Source organism: Pseudomonas sp. B16(2017) (assembly GCF_002113205.1).
In the GTDB taxonomy this organism is placed as follows: domain Bacteria; phylum Pseudomonadota; class Gammaproteobacteria; order Pseudomonadales; family Pseudomonadaceae; genus Aquipseudomonas; species Aquipseudomonas pharyngis.
The window spans coordinates 1-20,128 of the sequence record NZ_NEKA01000012.1 but is presented as its reverse complement, the minus strand read 5'-3'; the positions used below and the strand labels follow the sequence as shown (position 1 = coordinate 20,128).

Annotated in this window: 17 protein-coding genes; 6 read left to right on the top strand and 11 right to left on the bottom strand. The window is 61.5% G+C overall.

Translation table 11 applies throughout. The annotated features are described in order from the left end of the window. The first annotated feature begins 24 nt into the window (after nt 1–24). Nucleotides 25–1,434, top strand: a complete 1,410-nt coding sequence (locus tag CAG25_RS20330; protein ID WP_085613112.1) for an MATE family efflux transporter — start codon at nt 25–27, stop codon at nt 1,432–1,434. A gap of 49 nt (nt 1,435–1,483) precedes the next feature. Here the strand turns inward: CAG25_RS20330 and tusA are convergent, their stop codons facing one another. Then, entirely contained in the window at nt 1,484–1,735 is a 252-nt protein-coding gene (gene tusA / locus CAG25_RS20325; protein ID WP_007953079.1) for a sulfurtransferase TusA, read from the bottom strand. 65 nt (nt 1,736–1,800) lie between these two features. Further along, a complete protein-coding gene (rlmM, locus tag CAG25_RS20320) occupies nt 1,801–2,874 on the bottom strand; it encodes a 23S rRNA (cytidine(2498)-2'-O)-methyltransferase RlmM (RefSeq protein ID WP_085613111.1) in 1,074 nt (357 codons plus the stop codon). 222 nt (nt 2,875–3,096) lie between these two features. Between rlmM and acnA the strand changes: the two genes are divergently transcribed. Beyond that, entirely contained in the window at nt 3,097–5,838 is a 2,742-nt protein-coding gene (gene acnA, locus CAG25_RS20315) for an aconitate hydratase AcnA (protein WP_085613110.1), read from the top strand. A gap of 290 nt (nt 5,839–6,128) precedes the next feature. Here acnA and CAG25_RS20310 read toward each other — a convergent pair whose 3' ends face one another. Both CAG25_RS20310 and CAG25_RS20305 read right to left on the bottom strand, forming a co-directional pair. After that, nucleotides 6,129–6,944, bottom strand: coding sequence for an aminoglycoside phosphotransferase family protein (locus CAG25_RS20310; protein ID WP_085613180.1), 816 nt, complete (start codon nt 6,942–6,944; stop codon nt 6,129–6,131). Continuing rightward, the gene (locus tag CAG25_RS20305; RefSeq protein WP_085613109.1) at nt 6,937–7,425 is read right to left on the bottom strand and encodes an SRPBCC family protein; all 489 of its coding nucleotides are present in this window, start codon (nt 7,423–7,425) and stop codon (nt 6,937–6,939) included. The genes CAG25_RS20310 and CAG25_RS20305 overlap by 8 nt, the downstream gene beginning before the upstream one ends. Nucleotides 7,426–7,621: 196 nt before the next feature. Here CAG25_RS20305 and CAG25_RS20300 point away from each other — a divergent pair, with 196 nt between their 5' ends. Together CAG25_RS20300 and CAG25_RS20295 are read left to right on the top strand one after the other, a co-directional pair. After that, complete coding sequence (locus CAG25_RS20300; RefSeq protein WP_085613108.1) at nt 7,622–8,542, top strand: ADP-ribosylglycohydrolase family protein; 921 nt, start codon at nt 7,622–7,624, stop codon at nt 8,540–8,542. Between the two features lie 55 nt (nt 8,543–8,597). Then, nucleotides 8,598–9,002, top strand: coding sequence for a lysozyme inhibitor LprI family protein (locus CAG25_RS20295; RefSeq protein WP_085613107.1), 405 nt, complete (start codon nt 8,598–8,600; stop codon nt 9,000–9,002). Between the two features lie 141 nt (nt 9,003–9,143). Here the strand turns inward: CAG25_RS20295 and CAG25_RS20290 are convergent, their stop codons facing one another. The 3 genes from CAG25_RS20290 to CAG25_RS20280 are packed head-to-tail and all read right to left on the bottom strand — an operon-like array spanning nt 9,144 to nt 12,744. Beyond that, nucleotides 9,144–10,169: a histone deacetylase family protein gene (locus tag CAG25_RS20290; protein WP_085613106.1), complete on the bottom strand. Its 1,026-nt coding sequence runs from the start codon at nt 10,167–10,169 to the stop codon at nt 9,144–9,146. A gap of 3 nt (nt 10,170–10,172) precedes the next feature. Next, nucleotides 10,173–11,411, bottom strand: coding sequence for a Zn-dependent hydrolase (locus CAG25_RS20285; protein WP_085613105.1), 1,239 nt, complete (start codon nt 11,409–11,411; stop codon nt 10,173–10,175). Nucleotides 11,412–11,433: 22 nt separating this feature from the next. Further along, the gene (locus tag CAG25_RS20280; protein ID WP_085613104.1) at nt 11,434–12,744 is read right to left on the bottom strand and encodes an MFS transporter; all 1,311 of its coding nucleotides are present in this window, start codon (nt 12,742–12,744) and stop codon (nt 11,434–11,436) included. A gap of 162 nt (nt 12,745–12,906) precedes the next feature. Between CAG25_RS20280 and CAG25_RS20275 the strand changes: the two genes are divergently transcribed. Further along, nucleotides 12,907–13,842, top strand: coding sequence for a LysR family transcriptional regulator (locus tag CAG25_RS20275; protein WP_085613103.1), 936 nt, complete (start codon nt 12,907–12,909; stop codon nt 13,840–13,842). Here CAG25_RS20275 and CAG25_RS20270 read toward each other — a convergent pair. Genes CAG25_RS20270 through CAG25_RS20260 form a run of 3 tightly spaced genes read right to left on the bottom strand, consistent with a single transcriptional unit; the run spans nt 13,836 to nt 16,815 of the window. Further along, entirely contained in the window at nt 13,836–14,765 is a 930-nt protein-coding gene (locus CAG25_RS20270; protein WP_085613102.1) for a glyoxylate/hydroxypyruvate reductase A, read from the bottom strand. The genes CAG25_RS20275 and CAG25_RS20270 overlap by 7 nt on opposite strands. Beyond that, on the bottom strand, nt 14,762–15,517 hold the full coding sequence (locus CAG25_RS20265) for a class II aldolase/adducin family protein (protein ID WP_064598177.1): 756 nt from the start codon (nt 15,515–15,517) through the stop codon (nt 14,762–14,764). The genes CAG25_RS20270 and CAG25_RS20265 overlap by 4 nt, the downstream gene beginning before the upstream one ends. Next, complete coding sequence (locus CAG25_RS20260) at nt 15,514–16,815, bottom strand: MFS transporter (protein ID WP_085613101.1); 1,302 nt, start codon at nt 16,813–16,815, stop codon at nt 15,514–15,516. The genes CAG25_RS20265 and CAG25_RS20260 overlap by 4 nt, the downstream gene beginning before the upstream one ends. A gap of 144 nt (nt 16,816–16,959) precedes the next feature. On the opposite strand from CAG25_RS20260, the gene CAG25_RS20255 reads away from it, so the two are divergent. After that, complete coding sequence (locus CAG25_RS20255) at nt 16,960–17,919, top strand: LysR family transcriptional regulator (RefSeq protein ID WP_064381145.1); 960 nt, start codon at nt 16,960–16,962, stop codon at nt 17,917–17,919. A gap of 12 nt (nt 17,920–17,931) precedes the next feature. Here CAG25_RS20255 and mrdA read toward each other — a convergent pair whose 3' ends face one another. After that, entirely contained in the window at nt 17,932–19,824 is a 1,893-nt protein-coding gene (mrdA, locus tag CAG25_RS20250; RefSeq protein WP_085613100.1) for a penicillin-binding protein 2, read from the bottom strand. Nucleotides 19,825–20,128: the final 304 nt, after the last annotated feature.

The following is a 20,128-nucleotide window of genomic DNA, read 5'->3' as shown; positions in this document are numbered from 1 at the left end:
TCAACCCCTGTGGACGCTTTGCCTGTGAATTCCGTGACTGACCGCCCTGCCGCCGTTTCCCTCAACCGCCCTGCCCGGGTTCGCCTGGAGCTGAAAAATCTGCTCGGTCTGGCCCTGCCGATCATGATCGCGCAACTGGCGACCACCGCCATGGGCTTCGTCGATGCGGTGATGGCCGGGCGCGTGGGGCCCAAGGATTTGGCGGCCGTGGCGCTGGGCAACTCGATCTGGGTGCCGGTGTTCCTGCTGATGACCGGCACCCTGCTGGCCACCACCCCGAAAGTCGCCCAGCGCTTCGGTGCCGGCACCCACAGCGAAATCGGCCCGATTGTGCGTCAGGCCCTTTGGCTGGCTCTGGTGGTGGGCCTGATGGCGACCATCATGCTGTTCAGCGCCGAACCGATCCTGCACCTGATGAAAGTCGATCCGGAGCTGATCGGCCCGTGCATGCAGTACCTGCACGGCATCGCCAGCGGTCTGCCGGCGGTGGCCTTCTATCACGTGCTGCGCTGCACCAGTGACGGCCTCGGCCGCACGCGGCCGGCGATGGTGCTGGGCCTGTGTGGGCTGGCGCTGAACATTCCGCTGAACTACGTGTTCATTTATGGCCACTTTGGCGTGCCTGCGATGGGCGGCGTCGGCTGCGGCTGGGCCACGGCGATCGTGATGTGGGTGATGGCGCTGGGTCTGGCCGGTTATGAGCGCTGGGCACCAGCCTACAAGTCGAGCGAACTGTTCAGCCGGTTCGACTGGCCGCAATGGGCGGTGATCAAGCGTTTGCTGGCCATCGGTCTGCCGATCGGCGTCGCGGTGTTTGCCGAGTCGAGCATCTTCGCGGTGATCGCGCTGCTGATCGGCAGCCTCGGCGCCACGGTGGTGGCCGGGCATCAGATCGCGCTGAACGTCAGCTCCCTGGTGTTCATGATTCCGTACTCGCTGGGCATGGCCGTGACCGTGCGGGTCGGCCAGGCCCTGGGCCGTGAAGAACCCCGTGAAGCGCGTTTCGCCGCGGGTGTCGGCATGGGCACCGCGCTGGCTTACGCCTGCCTGTCGGCGAGCATGATGCTGCTGATGCGCGAACATATTGCTGCGATCTACACCTCCGATCCGATGGTGATTCATATCGCGGCGATGCTGATCGTGTACTCGGCGCTGTTCCAGTTCTCCGACGCGATTCAGGTTACCGCTGCTGGCGCCCTGCGCGGTTATCAGGACACCCGGGTGACGATGATCCTGACCCTGTTCGCCTATTGGGGTATCGGTCTGCCGGTGGGTTACGCACTCGGCCTGACCGACTGGCTCGGCGAACCGCGTGGCCCGAGCGGCTTGTGGGAAGGTTTGATCGTCGGCCTCAGCTGCGCGGCGCTGATGCTGTCGATCCGCCTGACGCGCAGCGCACGCAAACGCATTCGCATCAGCCGCTTGATGGGCTGACCGGCCATAAAAAAAGACCTGCATTTGCAGGTCTTTTTTTGCCTTGCGATCAACCGGACTTCTTGCGGATCCAGTACAGATAGGTCCCGGCTTCTTCGTGCTGCCCCACCAATTCATGGTCGAGAAACACGCAGAACTTGGGGATGTCGCGGCGGGTCGACGGGTCGGTGGCGATCACCTTGAGCAGGCCACCGGGCACCAGGTCGCGGATGTGCTGGTGCAGCATCATCACCGGCTCCGGGCAGTTGAGGCCCGTGGCGTCGAGGGTGCCGTCGACCGGCGTATCGATCATTTCACTCATGATTCACTCCTGAAACTGGCCGGCATTGTCGCCCAATGCCGGGTATTCGGTCACCTGTCGTGCGCTCAGCGGGCTTTGGCTTTCTTCACGTCATGGCGGCGCAGATGGCAGGTCACTTCCTCACGGTCGTGGTACAGCTGCTTGCAACCGATGTCGACCTTGATCCCACGGGCCTTGAAACCGTCGGCGATACGCTCGAGCAAGCGCTTCACTTCGGCGTAACGCTGCTTCATCGGCAACTTCAGGTTGACCACTGCTTCCCGGCAATGCCCCTCGCCGATCCACTCTTCGAGCATCGCGGCATTGCGCGCCGGTTTCTCGACGATGTCGCAAACCATCCAGTCCACCGGCTGCTTCGGTTTGAAGGTAAAGCCGTCAGCCATCAAATGCTGCACCAGACCGGTGTCCATCAAGCTTTCGGCCATCGGGCCGTTGTCGATGGCCGTCACCAGCATGCCGCGATTGACCAGTTGCCAGGTCCAGCCGCCCGGCGCCGCGCCGAGGTCGACGCCGGTCATGTCGCTGTGCAGGCGATCTTCCCACTGATCGCGGGGGATGAAGTGGTGCCAGGCCTCTTCCAGTTTCAGGGTCGAACGGCTCGGCGCCTCGCGTGGGAACTTCAGGCGCGGAATGCCCATCGGCCACATCGCCGAGTTGCCGGCGTCGGCCAGACCGAGAAACACCTCACGACCGCTCTTGAAGGTCAGCAGCAGGCGCGGCTTGCTCGCGTCCTCCACCAGTTTGCCGGCGCCGGTCAGCGCCTTGCGCAGTGGGCCTTCGAACTTCTTGCAGAAATTCGACAATTCCTTGCCGTCGTTGGTGTCGACGACTTCCAGCCACAGGCTGCCACAGACCGGGAATTCAGCCATGTGCGCGAGGATCACGCTGATGCGGTCGTTTTCCGGCAGATCGATGAAAAACCCGCGCGCCCACTGGCGCGGGAAGATCAACTCGGCGAAACGCTGACCGCGCATCAGGCGCTCGGCACCGTCTTCTTCGGTGCAGACGAACTCGGCGCAAGCGGTGGCCGGTTTGGCCCTGGCGTAGCCGGCCACGTTCAGTTGGGCGGCGAGGTCGGAAATCTCCGAGCAGACTTCGCCTTCGAAGCCTGGCCGGCAATGCATGAATAGGGTGTTCATTCTTACTCCTGGGCAGAGGGCGATCATTCATCCCCTGCGCGATGCCCAGACCCTGCGTTGAAGCAAAGCCTGTCACGAAAACCGGCGCATGATAGCCCATGTCGGAACCTTGGACTTGCCCATAGAGTCCAGTTATTAGCCAGCTACTGAAAACAGGGCTACGTTGATAGCTCTGCCCGTCCCCTCAATCCGTAGCCGTGCGGATTCAAAGGAGTGATCGTAATGCCGTCCCTCGATAGTCTGAATTCTCTGAAAACCCTCAAAGTCGATGACAAGACTTACCACTATTTCAGCCTGCCGGATGCCGCCAAGACCTTGGGCGATCTCGACAGGCTGCCGATGTCGCTGAAAGTTCTGCTGGAAAACCTGCTGCGCTGGGAAGATGAAAAAACCGTCACCGGCGCCGACCTCAAGGCGCTTGCCGCGTGGCTCAAGGAGCGCCGCTCCGACCGGGAAATCCAGTACCGCCCTGCCCGTGTGCTGATGCAGGACTTTACCGGCGTACCGGCGGTCGTCGATCTGGCCGCGATGCGCGCCGCCATGGCCAAGGCCGGTGGTGATCCGCAGCGGATCAACCCGCTGTCGCCGGTGGATCTGGTGATCGACCACTCGGTGATGGTCGACAAGTTCGCCAGCGCCAGCGCCTTCGAACAGAACGTCGACATCGAAATGCAGCGCAACGGCGAACGCTACGCCTTCCTGCGCTGGGGCCAGAGCGCCTTCGATAACTTCAGCGTGGTGCCGCCGGGCACCGGGATCTGCCACCAGGTCAACCTCGAATACCTCGGTCGCACGGTGTGGACCAAGGACGAAGACGGCCGTACCTATGCCTTCCCCGACACACTGGTCGGCACCGACTCCCACACCACCATGATCAACGGCCTCGGCGTACTGGGCTGGGGCGTGGGCGGGATCGAGGCGGAAGCGGCGATGCTCGGGCAACCGGTGTCGATGCTGATTCCGGAAGTGATCGGTTTCAAACTCACCGGCAAGCTCAAGGAAGGCATCACCGCCACCGACCTGGTGCTGACCGTCACCCAGATGCTGCGCAAGAAAGGCGTGGTCGGCAAATTCGTCGAGTTCTATGGCGACGGCCTCGCCGACCTGCCGCTGGCCGACCGCGCGACCATCGCCAACATGGCCCCGGAATATGGCGCGACCTGCGGTTTCTTCCCGGTGGATGACGTGACCCTCGACTACCTGCGCCTGTCCGGCCGTCCGCCTGAAGTGGTGAAACTGGTCGAGGCCTACACCAAGGCTCAGGGTCTGTGGCGCCTGCCCGGTCAGGAACCGGTGTTCACCGACAGCCTGGCGCTGGACATGGGCAGCGTCGAAGCCAGCCTCGCCGGGCCGAAACGCCCACAGGACCGAGTCTCGCTGCCGAATGTCGGCCAGGCGTTCAGCGACTTCCTCGACCTGCAATTCAAACCCACCAGCAAGGAAGAAGGACGTCTTGAAAGCGAGGGCGGCGGCGGTGTCGCCGTGGGCAATGCCGACTTGGTCGGCGAAACGGATTACGAGTACGACGGCCACACCTATCGCCTGAAAAACGGCGCCGTGGTGATTGCCGCGATCACCTCCTGCACCAACACCTCCAACCCGAGCGTGATGATGGCCGCCGGCCTGCTGGCGAAAAAAGCCGTGGAAAAAGGCCTGACCCGCAAGCCGTGGGTGAAAAGCTCATTGGCACCGGGGTCGAAAGTGGTCACCGATTACTACAAGGCCGCCGGGCTGACGCAGTACCTCGACCAGCTCGGGTTTTCACTGGTGGGTTACGGCTGCACCACTTGCATCGGCAACTCCGGGCCGCTGCCTGAACCGATCGAAAAAGCCATCCAGAAAGCCGACCTGACCGTGGCTTCGGTGCTGTCCGGCAACCGCAACTTTGAAGGCCGGGTGCATCCGCTGGTGAAAACCAACTGGCTGGCGTCACCGCCACTGGTGGTCGCCTACGCCCTGGCCGGCACTGTGCGCACCGACATCAGCAGCGAGCCGCTGGGCAATGACCAGCAGGGCAACCCGGTTTACCTGCGCGACATCTGGCCGAGCAGCAAGGAAATCGCCGACGCGGTAAATCAGGTCAACACGGCGATGTTCCACAAGGAATACGCCGAGGTGTTTGCCGGTGACGAACAGTGGCAAGCCATCGAAGTCCCGCAAGCCGCGACCTACGTCTGGCAGGCGGATTCGACCTACATCCAGCATCCGCCGTTCTTCGATGACATTGCCGGGCCATTGCCGGTGATCGCCGATGTGAAAGGTGCACGAGTGCTGGCGCTATTGGGCGATTCGGTGACTACCGACCACATCTCCCCCGCCGGCAACATCAAGGTCGACAGCCCGGCCGGACGTTACCTGCGCGAGCAAGGCGTCGAGCCACGGGACTTCAACTCCTACGGCTCGCGCCGGGGCAACCACGAAGTGATGATGCGCGGCACGTTTGCCAATATCCGTATCCGCAACGAAATGCTCGGCGGCGAAGAAGGTGGCAACACGATCTACATTCCGACCGGCGAGAAACTGGCGATCTACGACGCGGCCATGCGTTATCAGGCCTCAGGCACGCCGTTGGTGGTGATTGCCGGGCAAGAATACGGCACCGGTTCCAGCCGCGACTGGGCGGCCAAGGGCACCAATCTGCTGGGCGTGAAAGCGGTGATCGCCGAAAGCTTCGAGCGCATCCACCGTTCCAACCTGGTGGGCATGGGCGTGCTGCCGTTGCAGTTCAAACTGGATCAGAACCGCAAGAGCCTGAACCTCACCGGCAAGGAAACCCTGGATATCCAGGGCCTGAGCGGTGTCGAGCTGACGCCACGGATGAACCTGAGCCTGGTCATCACCCGTGAAGACGGACGGCAGGAGAAAATCGAAGTGCTGTGCCGCATCGACACCTTGAACGAGGTGGAGTACTTCAAGTCCGGCGGGATTCTGCATTACGTGTTGCGCCAGTTGATCGCCTCGTAAGACCTGCAGATGCAGAAACACCGCCAGATCGGCGGTGTTTCTGTTTGCGCATGTCACTTTTCTGCGGGCGAAAAAAAACCCGCCGAAGCGGGTTTTTCCCAAGACCATTATCGACTCCCTGTCGGCAGCGATCCTTGCTAATGGTCGATCATCCGTGATCCTGAAACACTCCCTGTGCTTCAGTTGATGAGGCTAGATTACGCTCTGGATCCAATCGGCAATAGTCGAAAAAGCTACCAGCGCGTGTAAGACATTCGCCATAGCGCGCCTTCCGAAAACCCTTAGGCGTGTCAGGCATTGAGCGCGGAAGCCGCCAGTCGTGCGACTTTCAGCTGTCCGTTGGCGGCTTTTGGCTCGTCATCTTCCATGAACCACGCGGCAGACAGTCCGGCGAAGGCCAGTACCCATTGCAGCAGGCGCTTGCGTTCAATTGCCGCTGCTTCGCAGATCACATTGACTTGGTGCCGAAAGCGCTCCGGATCGGTGGCCGTCGGCAGTTCCGGGTTGCAGATCAGGTTGGCGTAGTCGTAACCGCGCTCGCCCCGCACCCGCTTGGGGTCGATGGCCAGCCAGCCCCGTGGGCCGAAATCGAGGACGTTGTCGTGGTGCATGTCGCCGTGCAGCACCACTACGTCCTGCGGCTCGGCGAGCAAGGTCTGGGCGGTTTGCAGGCATTCGGCGTATTGGCCGACGTATCGGGTCGCGGCCATTCTTAATGATGCGAACCACGGCGCCAGTTCCACCAACGGGGGTGGCGGCGTTGGTCGCGGTGCGTGCAGGTGCGCCAGCGCTCGACACATGATCCGTGTGGCTTCGTCGTCTTCGCCGTTGAGCGCCATGTGCATCAGCGAACGCTGGCCCATGGCCCGCTCCAGCAACAGGCCTTCCTCGTAATGAGCGAGCACCCGGGCGGCGCCATCGCCGTCCCACCAGGTCATCAGCAGGTTGCCGTACTTTTCCTCGTCGTCCACCGCGACTTTCAGCATTGCCGGCACATCGCCCTGACGCACCGGCAACAGGCGGCTGCCCGGGGTGATGACCGGCTCGCCGTCCGGCACCAGCGCCCAGCGTTCCAGCCACGGCGTGAACAGGCCGAGATCAGCCACCTTCACGCTCGCGGGCCCGTTCGCTCTCCGCGAGGAAGTGTTCAAGTCGACTCAACTGTTCCTCCCAGCCCCGGCTGTCCATGTAATACGCCTCTTTCTGGCGAACGTCGGGAATGTGCGCGAAACCGGACTCGGAGACTTTCAGCAACGTGCCGTTCTCGTAGTCCTGCAATTCGAATCTGACCAGCGTGGTCGGTTCCTGGGAGTAGTCGATTTTCGGGTTCACCGCGTAGGGGTGCCAGCGGAAGGAGAACAACTGCTGCGGCTCGACCCGCTCCACCAGCACGTTCCACAACACATGTTCATAACCGGGGTACGTGACCTGCCCTTGCGTCCATTCGCCCGCGATAAACCGCCGGCCCTCCAGCGCAACGCCGAACCACTGGCCGAACGCCTCGGCATCGACCAGGGCGCGCCAGACATGGGAGCGCGGCGACCTGAGCATGATCTTGCGTTCAAAGCTGTTGGGTACTGGTTTCATACGTCACCTCCTGTTTTGAACAGTAGGCTTGTATGACCACATGTCCAATCCGAAGTTGTATCAATCCAGTGCAACGGTCGGGTCTGATTGAAATATCCGGCAGTATTTTGGATCACCGGTTCGTCAGAATGCGCACGGATCGGCGCGGCGAAACTGCTAACGTTCCCAGCGAATTGAACGACACAAGGACGTCATCATGCAGCCCTCCCTCCCCGAACGTTACCGTGGCGCCCTGCTCGGCCTGGCCTGCGGCGATGCCGTGGGAACCACCGTCGAATTCCAGCCTCGCGGCAGCTTCCAGCCCCTGACCGACATGGTCGGTGGCGGACCTTTTCACTTGAAGCCCGGACAATGGACCGACGACACCTCGATGGCGTTGTGCCTGGCGGAGAGTCTGCTGAACAAAAACGCATTCGATGCCGCTGATCAGATGGGCCGCTATCTGAACTGGTGGCAATGGGGTTATCTGAGCTCGACCGGCGAATGCTTCGACATTGGCATGACCGTGAGCCAGGCGCTGGATCGCTATCAACACACCGGAGAGCCGTTTGCCGGCTCCACCGATCCCGATAGCGCCGGCAATGGCTCGTTGATGCGACTGGTGCCCGTGGTTCTGTTTTATTTCCCCGATGCCCGGCAAATCAGGCGATTCGCCGCCGACAGTTCACGCACCACCCACGCGGCGCCCGAGGCCATCGAATGTTGCCAGTTGTTTGCCGAACTGCTCTGCAAGGCCCTGGAAGGCGCATCGAAAGCGCAACTGCGCACTCTGCCCCAAACATCTTTCAACCAGCCCAAGGTGGCGGCGATTGCCCGGGGTAACTACCTGCACAAGACCGAGCGCGAAATCCGCGGCAGCGGCTACTGTGTCGAATCCCTGGAAGCGGCGTTATGGTGCTTCCAGCACACCGACAGTTTTGCCACCGCCGTCCTGCAAGCGGCGAATCTGGGCGATGACGCGGACACCACGGCCGCCATCGTCGGTCAGTTGGCCGGTGCCCATTACGGCGTGCAGGGAATCCCGTCCGCGTGGCTGGAAAAACTGCATGACGGAGAGGAAATTGCCGCGACTGCCGAACGGTTGCTCAACGCATCCAGACATCGCACACCTTGTTAGCGCGACGAAGCCGCTAAACTGCCCGGCAAGTTCATTCATCAAAGCGAGATGACTCATGTCCCCACGCCTGCTTTTGGCCCTGACACCCTTTCTTTTCACTTCCGTCGTCCACGCCGCCGTGGACTGCGCCAATGCCAGCGATCAGGCGACGATGAATCAGTGCGCCGCGCAGGAAAACAAGGCGGCGGACAAAGAGTTGAACGCGGTTTATCAACAGATCACCGCCCGTTTGAAGGACAACCCTGAGGGCAAAAAAATGCTGGTGAGCGCGCAACGGGCATGGATCGGCTTTCGCGATGCCGAGTGCAAGTTTTCGGCATCCGGGGTGGCAGGCGGGAGTGTTTATCCGTTGATCTACAACAATTGCATCACCTCAGTGACAAAGACGCGAACCGAGGCGCTCAAGCAGTATTTGAAGTGTGAGGAAGGTGACATGAGCTGTCCGGTGCCCGGGGCCTGACTTTTGTAGCGGTTTCGAGGGTTTCTTCGCGGGCAAGCCCGCTCCCACATTTGAACCGCATTTCAAATGTGTGTGCGGGCTTGCTTGCGATGGCTTCAGGGCGATGGCAAGCACCACCGGCGCTACGGCAGGTGGAGTGCCTCAGCGTTGCCACACCTCGCCATTCAGGAAAAACGCTCGGGCATTGTCTTCGAGACTTTCCAGGTGATAACCGCCCTCCTGCACGATCAGGCATGGCAGGCCCAGGCTGCGGATCCGCTCGCCCAGTACCGCAAAGCCCTCACGGGTCACGGCGACTTTGCTTTGCGGGTCCAGCTCATAGATATCGAAGCCCAGCGACAGCACCAGCACCTCGGCGCCGAACTCGCGCACCGCATCCAAAGCGACTTCCAGTTGCCCGAGAAAATCCGCTTCGCTTGAACCATGGGCCATCGGCAGGTTGAGATTGAAGCCCTCCCCCGCGCCGCTGCCGCGTTCGTCGGCGAACCCGGCGACGCCCGGATAGAAGTTGGTCGGATCACCATGCACCGAGACGTAGAGCACGTCATCGCGGTCGTAAAAAATCTCCTGGATGCCCTGACCGTGGTGCATGTCGGTGTCGAGCACGGCGACTTTTTCAAACTTGGCGCGCAGCACTTGCGCCGCCACCGCTGCGTTGTTCACGTAGCAGAAACCGCCCGCCGCTTCGGCCCGGGCATGGTGCCCCGGCGGACGGCACAAGGCGTAGGCCGCCGGCTCACCGTCGATCAACGCTTGCGCACCGGCCACTGCGCTTTGCGCCGACCAGTAGGCGGAACGCCAGGTCTGCTCGCCGACCGGGCAACTGCCGTCCGCCAGATAGCGCGCCGCCTGGGCGAGGATGCCGCGCAAGGCGTTGGGCTCGCGGACGAAGATGTTCGACATCACCTCATCGCCCCAGTCTTCGGGGATTTCCTTCCAGCGTGCATGCGCTTCCTGAAGGAACGTCAGATACGGCGCACCGTGTACCGCCAGCAACGGTGCGAGGCCGGCATCGATCGGCTGCTCGACACTGAAACCCAAACCGTGTGCGGCCTGCACCAGACGTTGCGCACGCTCGGGGACTTCCTGCGGCGTGCGCATCTGCCCGCGCGAGTAATAGCTGCGTGGATGGTGGAGCAATTGTTCGGGGTGGAAAAAACTGCGCATGGTTCAGGCTCCCTGTTCGATTCGACCGGCGCGGGCCAGCACGGCGTTGAGCAATACATCGGTGCCCTGCTTCACGTCTTCGGGCAACACGTCTTCGGCTTCGTTGTGGCTCAGGCCGCCAACGCACGGGATGAACACCATCGCCGTCGGGCAGTAGCGCGCGAGGTGAATCGCGTCATGCCCGGCGCCGCTGACAATCGACTGCTGAGCGTAGCCCAGCGCATCTACCGCTTCTTGCACCGCCGCCACGCACTCGGCGTCGAACGGTGTGGCCGGGCTGATCCAGTGCGGGGTGATCGTCAGATTCAGACCTCGCCCATCGGCGATCGCCTGCAGGCGGGCGCGGACTTGTTGCTCCATGGTGGCAATGGCGTCGTCGCGGTGATGACGCAGATCGACGGTGAAATTCACCAGCCCCGGAATGGTGTTGCGCGAGGACTTGTTGATACTCAACTCGCCGACCGTGGTCAGGCCTTCGGGGGCAAAATCCGTGGCCAAGCCTTCAATCGCCTGAATCATCCGCGCCACGCCGTACAGCGCATCTTTGCGCAGCGGCATCGGCGTGGTGCCGGCGTGGGCAGCCATGCCTTCCACGCGCACGTCCAGCCAGCGGATCGCCTGACCGCCCGTGACCACGCCGATGCTTTTGGCGTTGTCCTCGAGGATCGGGCCTTGTTCGATGTGCGCTTCAAAATACGCGTCCACCGCGCCTCCCAACGGGCGATCACCGGCGTAACCGGTACGCTGCAAAGCTTCTGCAACGCTGATGCCATCGACATCACGCACCGCCAGCGCGGCGTTCAGATCCATGATCCCGGTGAACACCGCCGAGCCGAACATGGCCGGGGTGAAGCGTGCGCCTTCTTCGTTGGTCCACACTGCCACTTCCAGCGGTTTGCGGGTCTGGATGTTCAGGTCGTTGAGGCAACGCACCACTTCCAGCCCGGCGAGTACGCCGTAGACGCCGTCGAAACGCCCGCCTTCGGGCTGGGTGTCGAGGTGGCTGCCCATCATCACCGGCGCGGCGTCCGGATCGGTGCCGGCGCGACGGGCGAACAGGTTGCCGATGGCGTCCAAGCTCAGGGTCATGCCGGCTTCGCGGCACCAGTGGGCGAACAGTTCGCGACCGGCCTTGTCTTCGTCGCTCAATGCCAGACGGCAGCTGCCGCCTCGGGCTGTGGCACCGATTTCGGCCATGGCCATCAGGCTCGCCCACAGGCGTTGGCCATTGATTTTCAACATGAGGTTCTCCTGAAATTCCGGGTCAGGCACGGGCCAGTTCCGCGCGATGGGCGCTGGCGTGACGACGGGCGAGGGACAGCACGCACACCAGCGAAATGCCGGCGATCAGGCTGTAGAACACCGCCATCGGCCACCACTGCCCGGTGAACTTGTGCGCGAGCATCGTGCCGATCAGCGGCGTCAGCCCACCGGCCACCGCGCCGCAGATCTGATAGGCCAACGAGATCGCGGTGTAGCGCACGCGGGTCTCGAACATGCCGCTGACATAACCGGCGATCACCGCATAGAACGAGGCCATGCACACCACCGCCAGCGCGATGCCGAGGATGATCAGCGGCGCTTGGGCCGAGCTGACCAGCACGAACATCGGATACGGCGAGGCCATCGCCAGCAGCGACACCAGGCAAAGGAAACGCGTCGCGCCGATCTTCTCCGCCGTCCACGCGGCCAGCGGCTGAATGCAGAACTGGATGATCGCGACGAAGAACAGGCATTCGAGAATCAGCGAACGTGGCAGCGCCAGTTGCTGAGTGGTGTAGGCGATCATGAAAGTGTTGGTGAAATACACCCCGGCGATGCCCAGCGTGTTGGCGCCGATGCACAGCAACAGTGGGCGCCACGCGGTGCGCAGGACTTCCATCACCGGCGCCTGCTCTTTCTTGATTTGCTTGCTGGCCTGCTCGCGGCTGGCGAGGAATTCCGGTGACTCATTCACGCCCAGACGAATCGCCAGGCCCACCAACAGCAACAGCGCACTGGCGAGGAACGGCAGGCGCCAGCCCCAGCTCATCAGGTCTGCTTCCGGCAAACGGGTCACGGCACTGAAGGCCAGCAGTGACAGGATCAAACCCGCCGGGCTGCCCAGTTGTGCGAACGAGGCGAAGAAATTGCGCCGGCCCTTCGGCGCATGCTCGCCGGCCATCAACACCGCCCCGCCCCACTCGCCACCGACGGCAATGCCCTGGACGATGCGCAACAGAATCAGCAGCACCGGCGCGGTTGCGCCGATCTGCGCGTAGGTCGGCAACAGACCGATGCACACCGTGACCACGCCCATCATCAACAGCGTGATGATCAGTGATTTCTTGCGGCCGATACGGTCGCCGATATGACCGAAAATGATCCCGCCCAGCGGCCGGGCAAAGAAGCCCACGGCGAAGGTGCCGAATGCGGCCATGGTGCTGAACAGCGGATCGTCGGAGGGAAAGAACAGCGCGCCGAACACCAGCGCGGCGGCGGTGGCGTAGATGTAAAAGTCGTACCACTCGATCATGGTGCCGATGAAGGCTGCGGCCGCCGCACGGCGCGGCTGGTTCGAAGCGTGGGGCTTCATGGGGTCGGGCTCCTTTGATTGTTTTTTTGGCAGGAGGAAAACGTAAATCCAAGGCGCTCTGGCGGCGCCTGTCGTGGGGTGATTTATCGTCCCGGGGCTATGATTAGTCAATTTTCTATTTATTATTCCGAGTATTACCTCACCTTATAATCGAGAGCCGCCATGGCCGAACGCGATGTCCAACGCCTGCTCAACGACCGCCTGGACTGGAACCTTTTGCGCACCTTCCGGGTGATCGGCCAGGAGCTGAGCATCAGCCGCGCCGCCGCGCGTCTGCACCTGACTCAACCGGCGGTGAGCCAGGCACTCAAGCGTCTGGAGGAGCAACTGGGTCGCCAGCTAATCGCCCGGCGCGGCCCACGCTTTGCCCTCACCGAAGTCGGCGAGCAGATCTTCGAACTGGCCGGCGAGATCTACGGGCAGATGTCCCAGGTCAGCAGCCTGCTGGAGCAACCGGCCGACGAGGTGATCGGCAAGGTGCGGTTGCTGATCATCAGCCGGATCTTTTCTGAGCGCTTCGATGACTTCCTCGCTGACTTTCATCGGCAGTATCCACGGGTGGATCTGGAGGTCGATGTGATGCGCAGTTCGGACATCGTCAGCGCCCTTCAGGAGAAAACCGCGACGCTCGGCCTTAGCCTCAATCGCCGCCCGCAACCGCGTCTGGAACAGCGTCTGTTTCTGCGTCAACGCTATGCGTTTTTCTGTGGCAAACACCACGCGCTGTTTGGCCGACAGGACATCGGCGAAGGCGATTTGCAGCGGGAAAACTTCGTCAGTTTCACCAGCGACCAGATTGGCGGGATGCTTTCGCCGCTGACGATTTTTCGTGATCAGCAAGGCTTCAGCGGACGCATCGTCGCCTCATCGCCAAGCCTGGAGGAAGTGCGGCGACTGGTGATCGCCGGGTTCGGTATCGGTTGTTTGCCGGAGCACGTGGTGGCGGCGGACGTCGAGGCCGGATTGCTCTGGCGTCTGCCGCCCAACGAGGGGATTGCCGATGTCGACATTCATCTACTGTGGAACCGCGACCAGCGCATGAGCCGCGCCGAAACGCTGTTCATCGAACGCTTGCAGGCCCGTCTGGCGGATCAATAGCCGAGCAGTCGATCCGCGCTGTTGAGCAGCGGTTCGCCGGCGTTCAAACGGCGAAAGTTCTCGGCGATCTGATCGGCGATGCAATCGTGGGAGGCTGCCGAAGCCATGTGCGGGGTGATGGTCACGCCCGGGGTTTTCCACAGCGAATGATCGGCGAGCAGCGGTTCCTGTTCGAAGACATCGAGCAGTGCACCGCGCAGATTTCCACGGGCCAGTGCCTGTTGCAGATCGTCGATGTTCAGATGCCCGCCGCGCCCGACGTTGACCAGCGCCGCGCCGTTTGCCAAGTGCTCGAAAGTCTGGCGATTGAGGATGCCGCGAGTCTCGTGAGTCAGCGGCAACAGATTGATCAGCAATTCCACACCGTCGAGGAACGGGTGGAAGGCACCGGTGCCGGCAAAGGTCTGCACGCCCGGTAAATCCTTTTTGCTGCGCGCCCAGCCACGCACGTCATAACCGGCACTGGCCAGGTCTTGGGCAATCGCGCTGCCGAGCGAGCCGAGCCCCATCACACCGATCCGGAACTCACGGGCCGGGCGTTGCAGCGGTCGCTCCCAATGCTGTTGGCGTTGTTGCTCGAGCACTTGATCGAAGCCGCGATGAAAGTGAATCACCGCCCAGCGCACATACTCGGTCATGCCTTGGCGATGGCCGGGATCAACTACCCTGCACACTGGCAAATCCGGGCACGACGGATCGTGTTCCAGATGATCGATCCCGGCGGCGACCGAGTGAATCACTTGCAGATTGGGCAACGCGGCGAGGCTGTCCGGCAACGGAAACCAGCACGCTGCGATCTGCGCATTCACCGCACGGGGATCGTCAGCCAGCACCGCCGAAAGCTGCGGCGCACGGCGGGCAAAGGCTTCCTGCAATTGTTTGAGCAACAGCGTGTCGCGGGACATCAGTGCAACGGTGTTCATGACAGATAGGACTCGCGCTGGGATTCGATCAGGGTCAATGCGGCCTCCCAGGCCAGGTCGATGATGTTGTCCTGCTCATCGCGGTCGAACTGTTCGGCGGTGTGGGCACAGACTTCCGGCGACGGGAAATGCAGCTCGCAACCGCCGGCCAGCGCTTGCACTTGAGCCTGGCAGGCGCGCTCCAGAAAGTGGATTTCCTGGAATGCCTGGGCCACGCTCGAACCGCCGACCAGCAGGCCGTGATTGCGCAGGATCATCGCCCGGTGCGGGCCGAGGTCGGCGATCAACCGATCGCGCTCGTCCAGCGACAGAGCGATACCTTCGTAGGTGTGGTAAGCGAGTTTTCCGTAGAACTTCAACGCATGCTGACTGATCGGCAGCAGACCTTGCTTCTGCGCGGCGACGGCCATGCCCGCAGCAGTGTGGGTGTGGATCACGCAGTTCAGATCCGGCCGCGCCATGTGGATCGCCGAGTGGATCACGAAGCCGGCAGCGTTGACTCGATGCCCGGCGTATTCAGGGTCGACGATGCGTCCGTCCTGATCGATGCGCACCAGATCGGAGGCGCGCATGCGGTCGAAAATCACGCCGTAGCGGTTGATCAGGAAATGGTGCTCAGGCCCCGGAATCCGCAGGGTGATGTGGGTGTCGATCAGGTCGGTCATGCGAAAGTGCGCGATCAATCGGTACAACGCCGCGAGCTCGCAACGGGCTTGCCATTCGATCGGGTCAATGTGGGCGGGCTTACTCACGAATACACCTCTTTGTTGGTATTAAGGACGACCGGGTTGGCCCGCAAGCGCGCGAGGCCGCAGACACCGATCAGAGACAGGGCGGACAGCAGCGTGAAGAACACCGCCAATGGCAGCCACTGTCCGGAGAACTTGCTGGCCAGCAGCGTGCCGATCAGCGGCGTCGTGCCGCCGGCCACTGCACAGCTCAGTTGGTAAGCGATGGAGATGCCCGAATAGCGCAGATGCACCGGGAAGGCCTGAGTCATGTACCCGGCGATCACCGCGTACAAGGCCGAGAGAATCACCACCGCGACAGCGATGCCGAGGGTCATCAACAGAATGTTTTGAGTGCCGACCAGCAGGAACATCGGGTACGGCGTGCCCATGCACAGCAACGCCACCAACATCAGGAATCGGCCTTCGCCGATGCGCTCGGCGAGCAGTGCCGACAACGGTTGCGACAGCAGTTGAATGACTGTCACCAGGAACAGGCAGTCGAGAATGGTCGCGCGCGGAATGCCCTGATATTGGGTGACGTAGGTGATCATGAAGGTGTTGGTGAAGAAGAACCCGGCCGAGCCGATGGTGACTGCGGCGGCGGCGAACAGGATCTGCCGCCAGCACTGACGGATCACGTCTTTCACCGGGTATTTAGCGGTTTCGTTGTTGTCCTTGGCCTTGGCGAATTCCGGCGATTCATGCACCCCGGAGCGGATCATCAGGCCGACCATCATCAGCACGCCGCTGGCGAGAAACGGCAGACGCCAGCCCCAGGCGAGGAAGTCTTCCGGCGACAGCGACGTCACCAGTCGAAACGCGATCAACGCCAGCAGCAAACCCGCCGGGCTGCCGAGTTGTGCAAAGGAGGCATAGAAGGTTTTACGCTTGGCCGGGGCGTGCTCACTGGCCATCAACACTGCCCCGCCCCACTCGCCGCCGACGGAAATGCCCTGAATCAGGCGCAACACGATCAGTCCGATGGGCGCCCAGATACCGACGCTGGCGTAGCTCGGCAACAGACCGATACCCGCCGTGGCCAAGCCCATCAACGCCATGGTCACCAGCAGCATTTTCTTGCGACCGAGACGATCGCCCAAATGACCGAACACCATCCCGGCCATCGGGCGGGCGATGAAGCCGACAGCAAAACTGCCGAACGCGGCGAGGGTGCTGGTCACCGGGTCGCTGCTGGGAAAGAACACTTGGCCGAGCACCAGTGCGGCGGCGGTGGCGTAGATGTAGAAATCGTAGAACTCGATGGTCGTGCCAATGAAGGCAGCGGCCGCGGCGCGACGCGGCTGAGCGGTGGTGTGCATGCAAGAACCCTGTGTATTTATAGTTTTGGGCAGGTGTCGAGGCGGCTGACAGTCGCGCTCTGTGGCGCTTGTGGGCTTTATCGCTTCCGTGAAAGGATTAGTCAATTTTCAAAAACTTATCTTTACTATTAGCGTGGCTACTACATGACTTCCTCCGCAAATCCTTGGATTGGCCGACGTTTTCTCAATGACCGGCTGGACTGGAACCTGCTCCGCACGTATCTGGTGATCGGGCAGGAAGGCAGCATGAGCCGTGCCGCTGCCCGCTTGCACATCACCCAGTCGGCAGTCAGCCAGGCGTTGAAACGTCTCGAAGAACAACTGGATTGTGTGTTGATTGCGCGCAGTGGAAGGCGCTTTGATCTGACGGAAACCGGGGAAGAAGTCCTGCGGATTGCGGCGGATATCTACGGCGATATTTCCCGTTTGGGCACGGTGGTCGAGAACCGCCATGACGACGTTGTCGGCAAGATCCGTATCCTCACCGTCAGTGGCGTGCAGGCGCGGCATTACGACGAGTTTCTTGCGGATTTCCACGAAACTCACCCGAAAATCGAGCTGGAAGTCGAGGTGATGGGCAGCTCGAACATCATCAGTTCATTGCTGCAAAAGACCGCTACGGTAGGTGTCGGATTGTGTCGTCTACCGCAGCCAAGGCTGGAACAACGGGTTTTGTTTCGTGAGCGCTATGCGTACTTTTGCGGGCAGCGGCACCGGCTGTTCGGGCAGCAGAATCTGACGCTGGAGCAACTCGCGGCAGAGAACTTTGTCAGCTTCACCAGTGATCAGCTCGGCGGCAATCTTTCGCCGTTGACGCTGTTTCGTGATCAACAGGGCTTTACCGGCAAGATCGTCGCATCCTCCACCAGTTTCGAAGAAATTTATCGCCTGATCTGTGCGGGATTCGGGATTGGTTGTTTGCCGATTCACCTGGTTCGACGGGATGTCGAACAGGGCTTGCTGTGGCGTTTGCCGCCGGAGGATGGGGTGGTGGATTTCGATATTCAGCTGCTGTGGAATCGCGAGCAGAAGATGACTCAGGCTGAAACGGTGTTCCTCGACAGCTTCCAGCACATGCTCAGCTTGCGTGAGCCTGTGCTGTGAAGCTGTGACGGATTACACGTGGGGATCGCCCGGCGCTTTGGTCGGCGCCGCGTATTGCGGCTTGAGGTGACCGTCCTGGTCGAGTAGCCAGGCGTCCATGATCTGCCGCACTACGGGACCTGCGACGCGGCCACCGGCCTCGCCGTTTTCGATCATCACCGAAATCACGATCTTCGGATGCTCGGCCGGAGCAAAGCCGACGAACAAGGCGTTGTCGCGATGGCGCTCAAGGGTTTTCTCGCGGTTGTAGCGTTCGCCCTGCTTGATCGCCACCACCTGCGCCGTACCACTCTTGCCGGCGATGCGGTATTGCGCACCGGCCGCCGCCGCACGGGCAATGCCTCGGGCGTCGTGCATCACCATCTGCATGCCATGATTGACCTGTTCCCAGTCACGGGGATCCTTTAGCAGGATATTCGGCATCGGGTGTTCGTCCACCGGTGCTACACCGTCGACGGTCTTGGCCAGATGCGGACGGTTCCAGACGCCCTTGTTGGCGATCAACGCGGTGGCCTGGGCCAGTTGCAGTGGCGTGACTTGCATGTAGCCCTGGCCGATACCGAGAATCACAGTCTCGCCAGGGAACCAGGCCTGACGACGAGTTGCACGTTTCCAGGCTTGGGACGGCATCAGGCCGGGTGACTCCTCGAACATGTCGAGCGAGACTTTCTCGCCGAGGCCGAACATCGCCATGTAGTCGTGCAGGCGATCGATGCCGAGCTTGTGCGCCAGGTCGTAGAAGTAGGTGTCGTTGGAGCGCATGATCGCGGCGTCCATGTCCACCCAGCCGTCGCCGCTGTGGTTCCAGTTGCGGTACTTGTGATCGAAATCAGGCAGTTGGTAGTAACCCGGATCGAAGACGCGGGTCTGAGGCGTGACCACGCCGGCGTCGAGCCCGGCAATCGCCACCTCTGGCTTGATCGTCGAACCGGGCGCGTACAGGCCGCGCAACACGCGGTTGAACAGCGGGCGGTCAATGGAGTCACGCAGCGCGGAGTATTCCTTGGAGCTGATACCGGTCACGAACAGATTGGGGTCGAAGCTCGGGTTGCTGACCATGGCCAGCACTTCGCCGGTCGATGGGTCCAGCGCAACCACCGAGCCGCGACGGTCGCCCAGTGCGGCTTCGGCGGCTTCCTGGAGTTTGACGTCGAGACTCAGAACAATGTTTTTGCCTGGTATCGGATCGGTGTGTTTCAGCACGCGCAGTACGCGGCCTTGAGCATTGGTCTCAACTTCCTCGTAACCGACGTGGCCGTGCAGTTGCGGCTCGTAGAAGCGTTCGATACCGGTCTTGCCGATGGATTGGGTGCCACGGTATTCGACAGAATCGAGGGTCTTGGATTCTTTTTCGTTGATACGGCCGACATAGCCGATCGAGTGTGCGAAGTGTGCGCCCAATGGATAGTTACGAACGAATTGCGGCTCGACATCTAGACCCGGCAGGCGGAACTCGTTGACTGCCAGCACGGCGATCTGTTCTTCGGTCAGCTCGTAGAACAGCGTCACTGGTGTAAACGGGTGACGCGACTGCTTCATGGCCTTGTCGAAGACCGCGCGGTCTTCGGCGGGCAGGTGCAGGAGGTTGATGACTTCATCCAGCTCCTGGTTGACGTCAGTCGCGCGCTCTCTTGTGATCGTCAGGTTGTAGCTGGGACGGTTGTCGGCCAGCAACACACCGTTGCGATCGTAGATCAGGCCGCGTGTCGGCGGTATCGGCAGGACATGGACGCGATTGTTTTCGGAGATGGTCGAGTGGTAGTCGAACTCGACGACTTGCAAGATGTACAGGCGCACCACCAGGGCGCAACTAATGGCGAAGACGAACAAGGCACAGGCGATCAGGCGTTTGTTGACCAGCCGCGTCTCTTTTTCGTGATCTTTGATTGGGATGGGTTCGGGCATTTCTGCAGCCACTCTTTGACAAAAAAATGAGCGCCGATCCTTGGGCGTGACATCAGTCCGTTAAAAAACGAGCTGCACCATACCAAAAACCGGGCGGTCATTTCAGAGGGATTTCCCCAATGGTTGCGATCGTGACGGTTGGAGCTTCAGCTTCCTCCAGGCACTTTCCTGCGTACAAAACAAAACCCCAACTGCTTTCGCAATTGGGGTTTCGGAATTTAATCTTGACGATGACCTACTCTCACATGGGGAAACCCCACACTACCATCGGCGATGCATCGTTTCACTTCTGAGTTCGGGATGG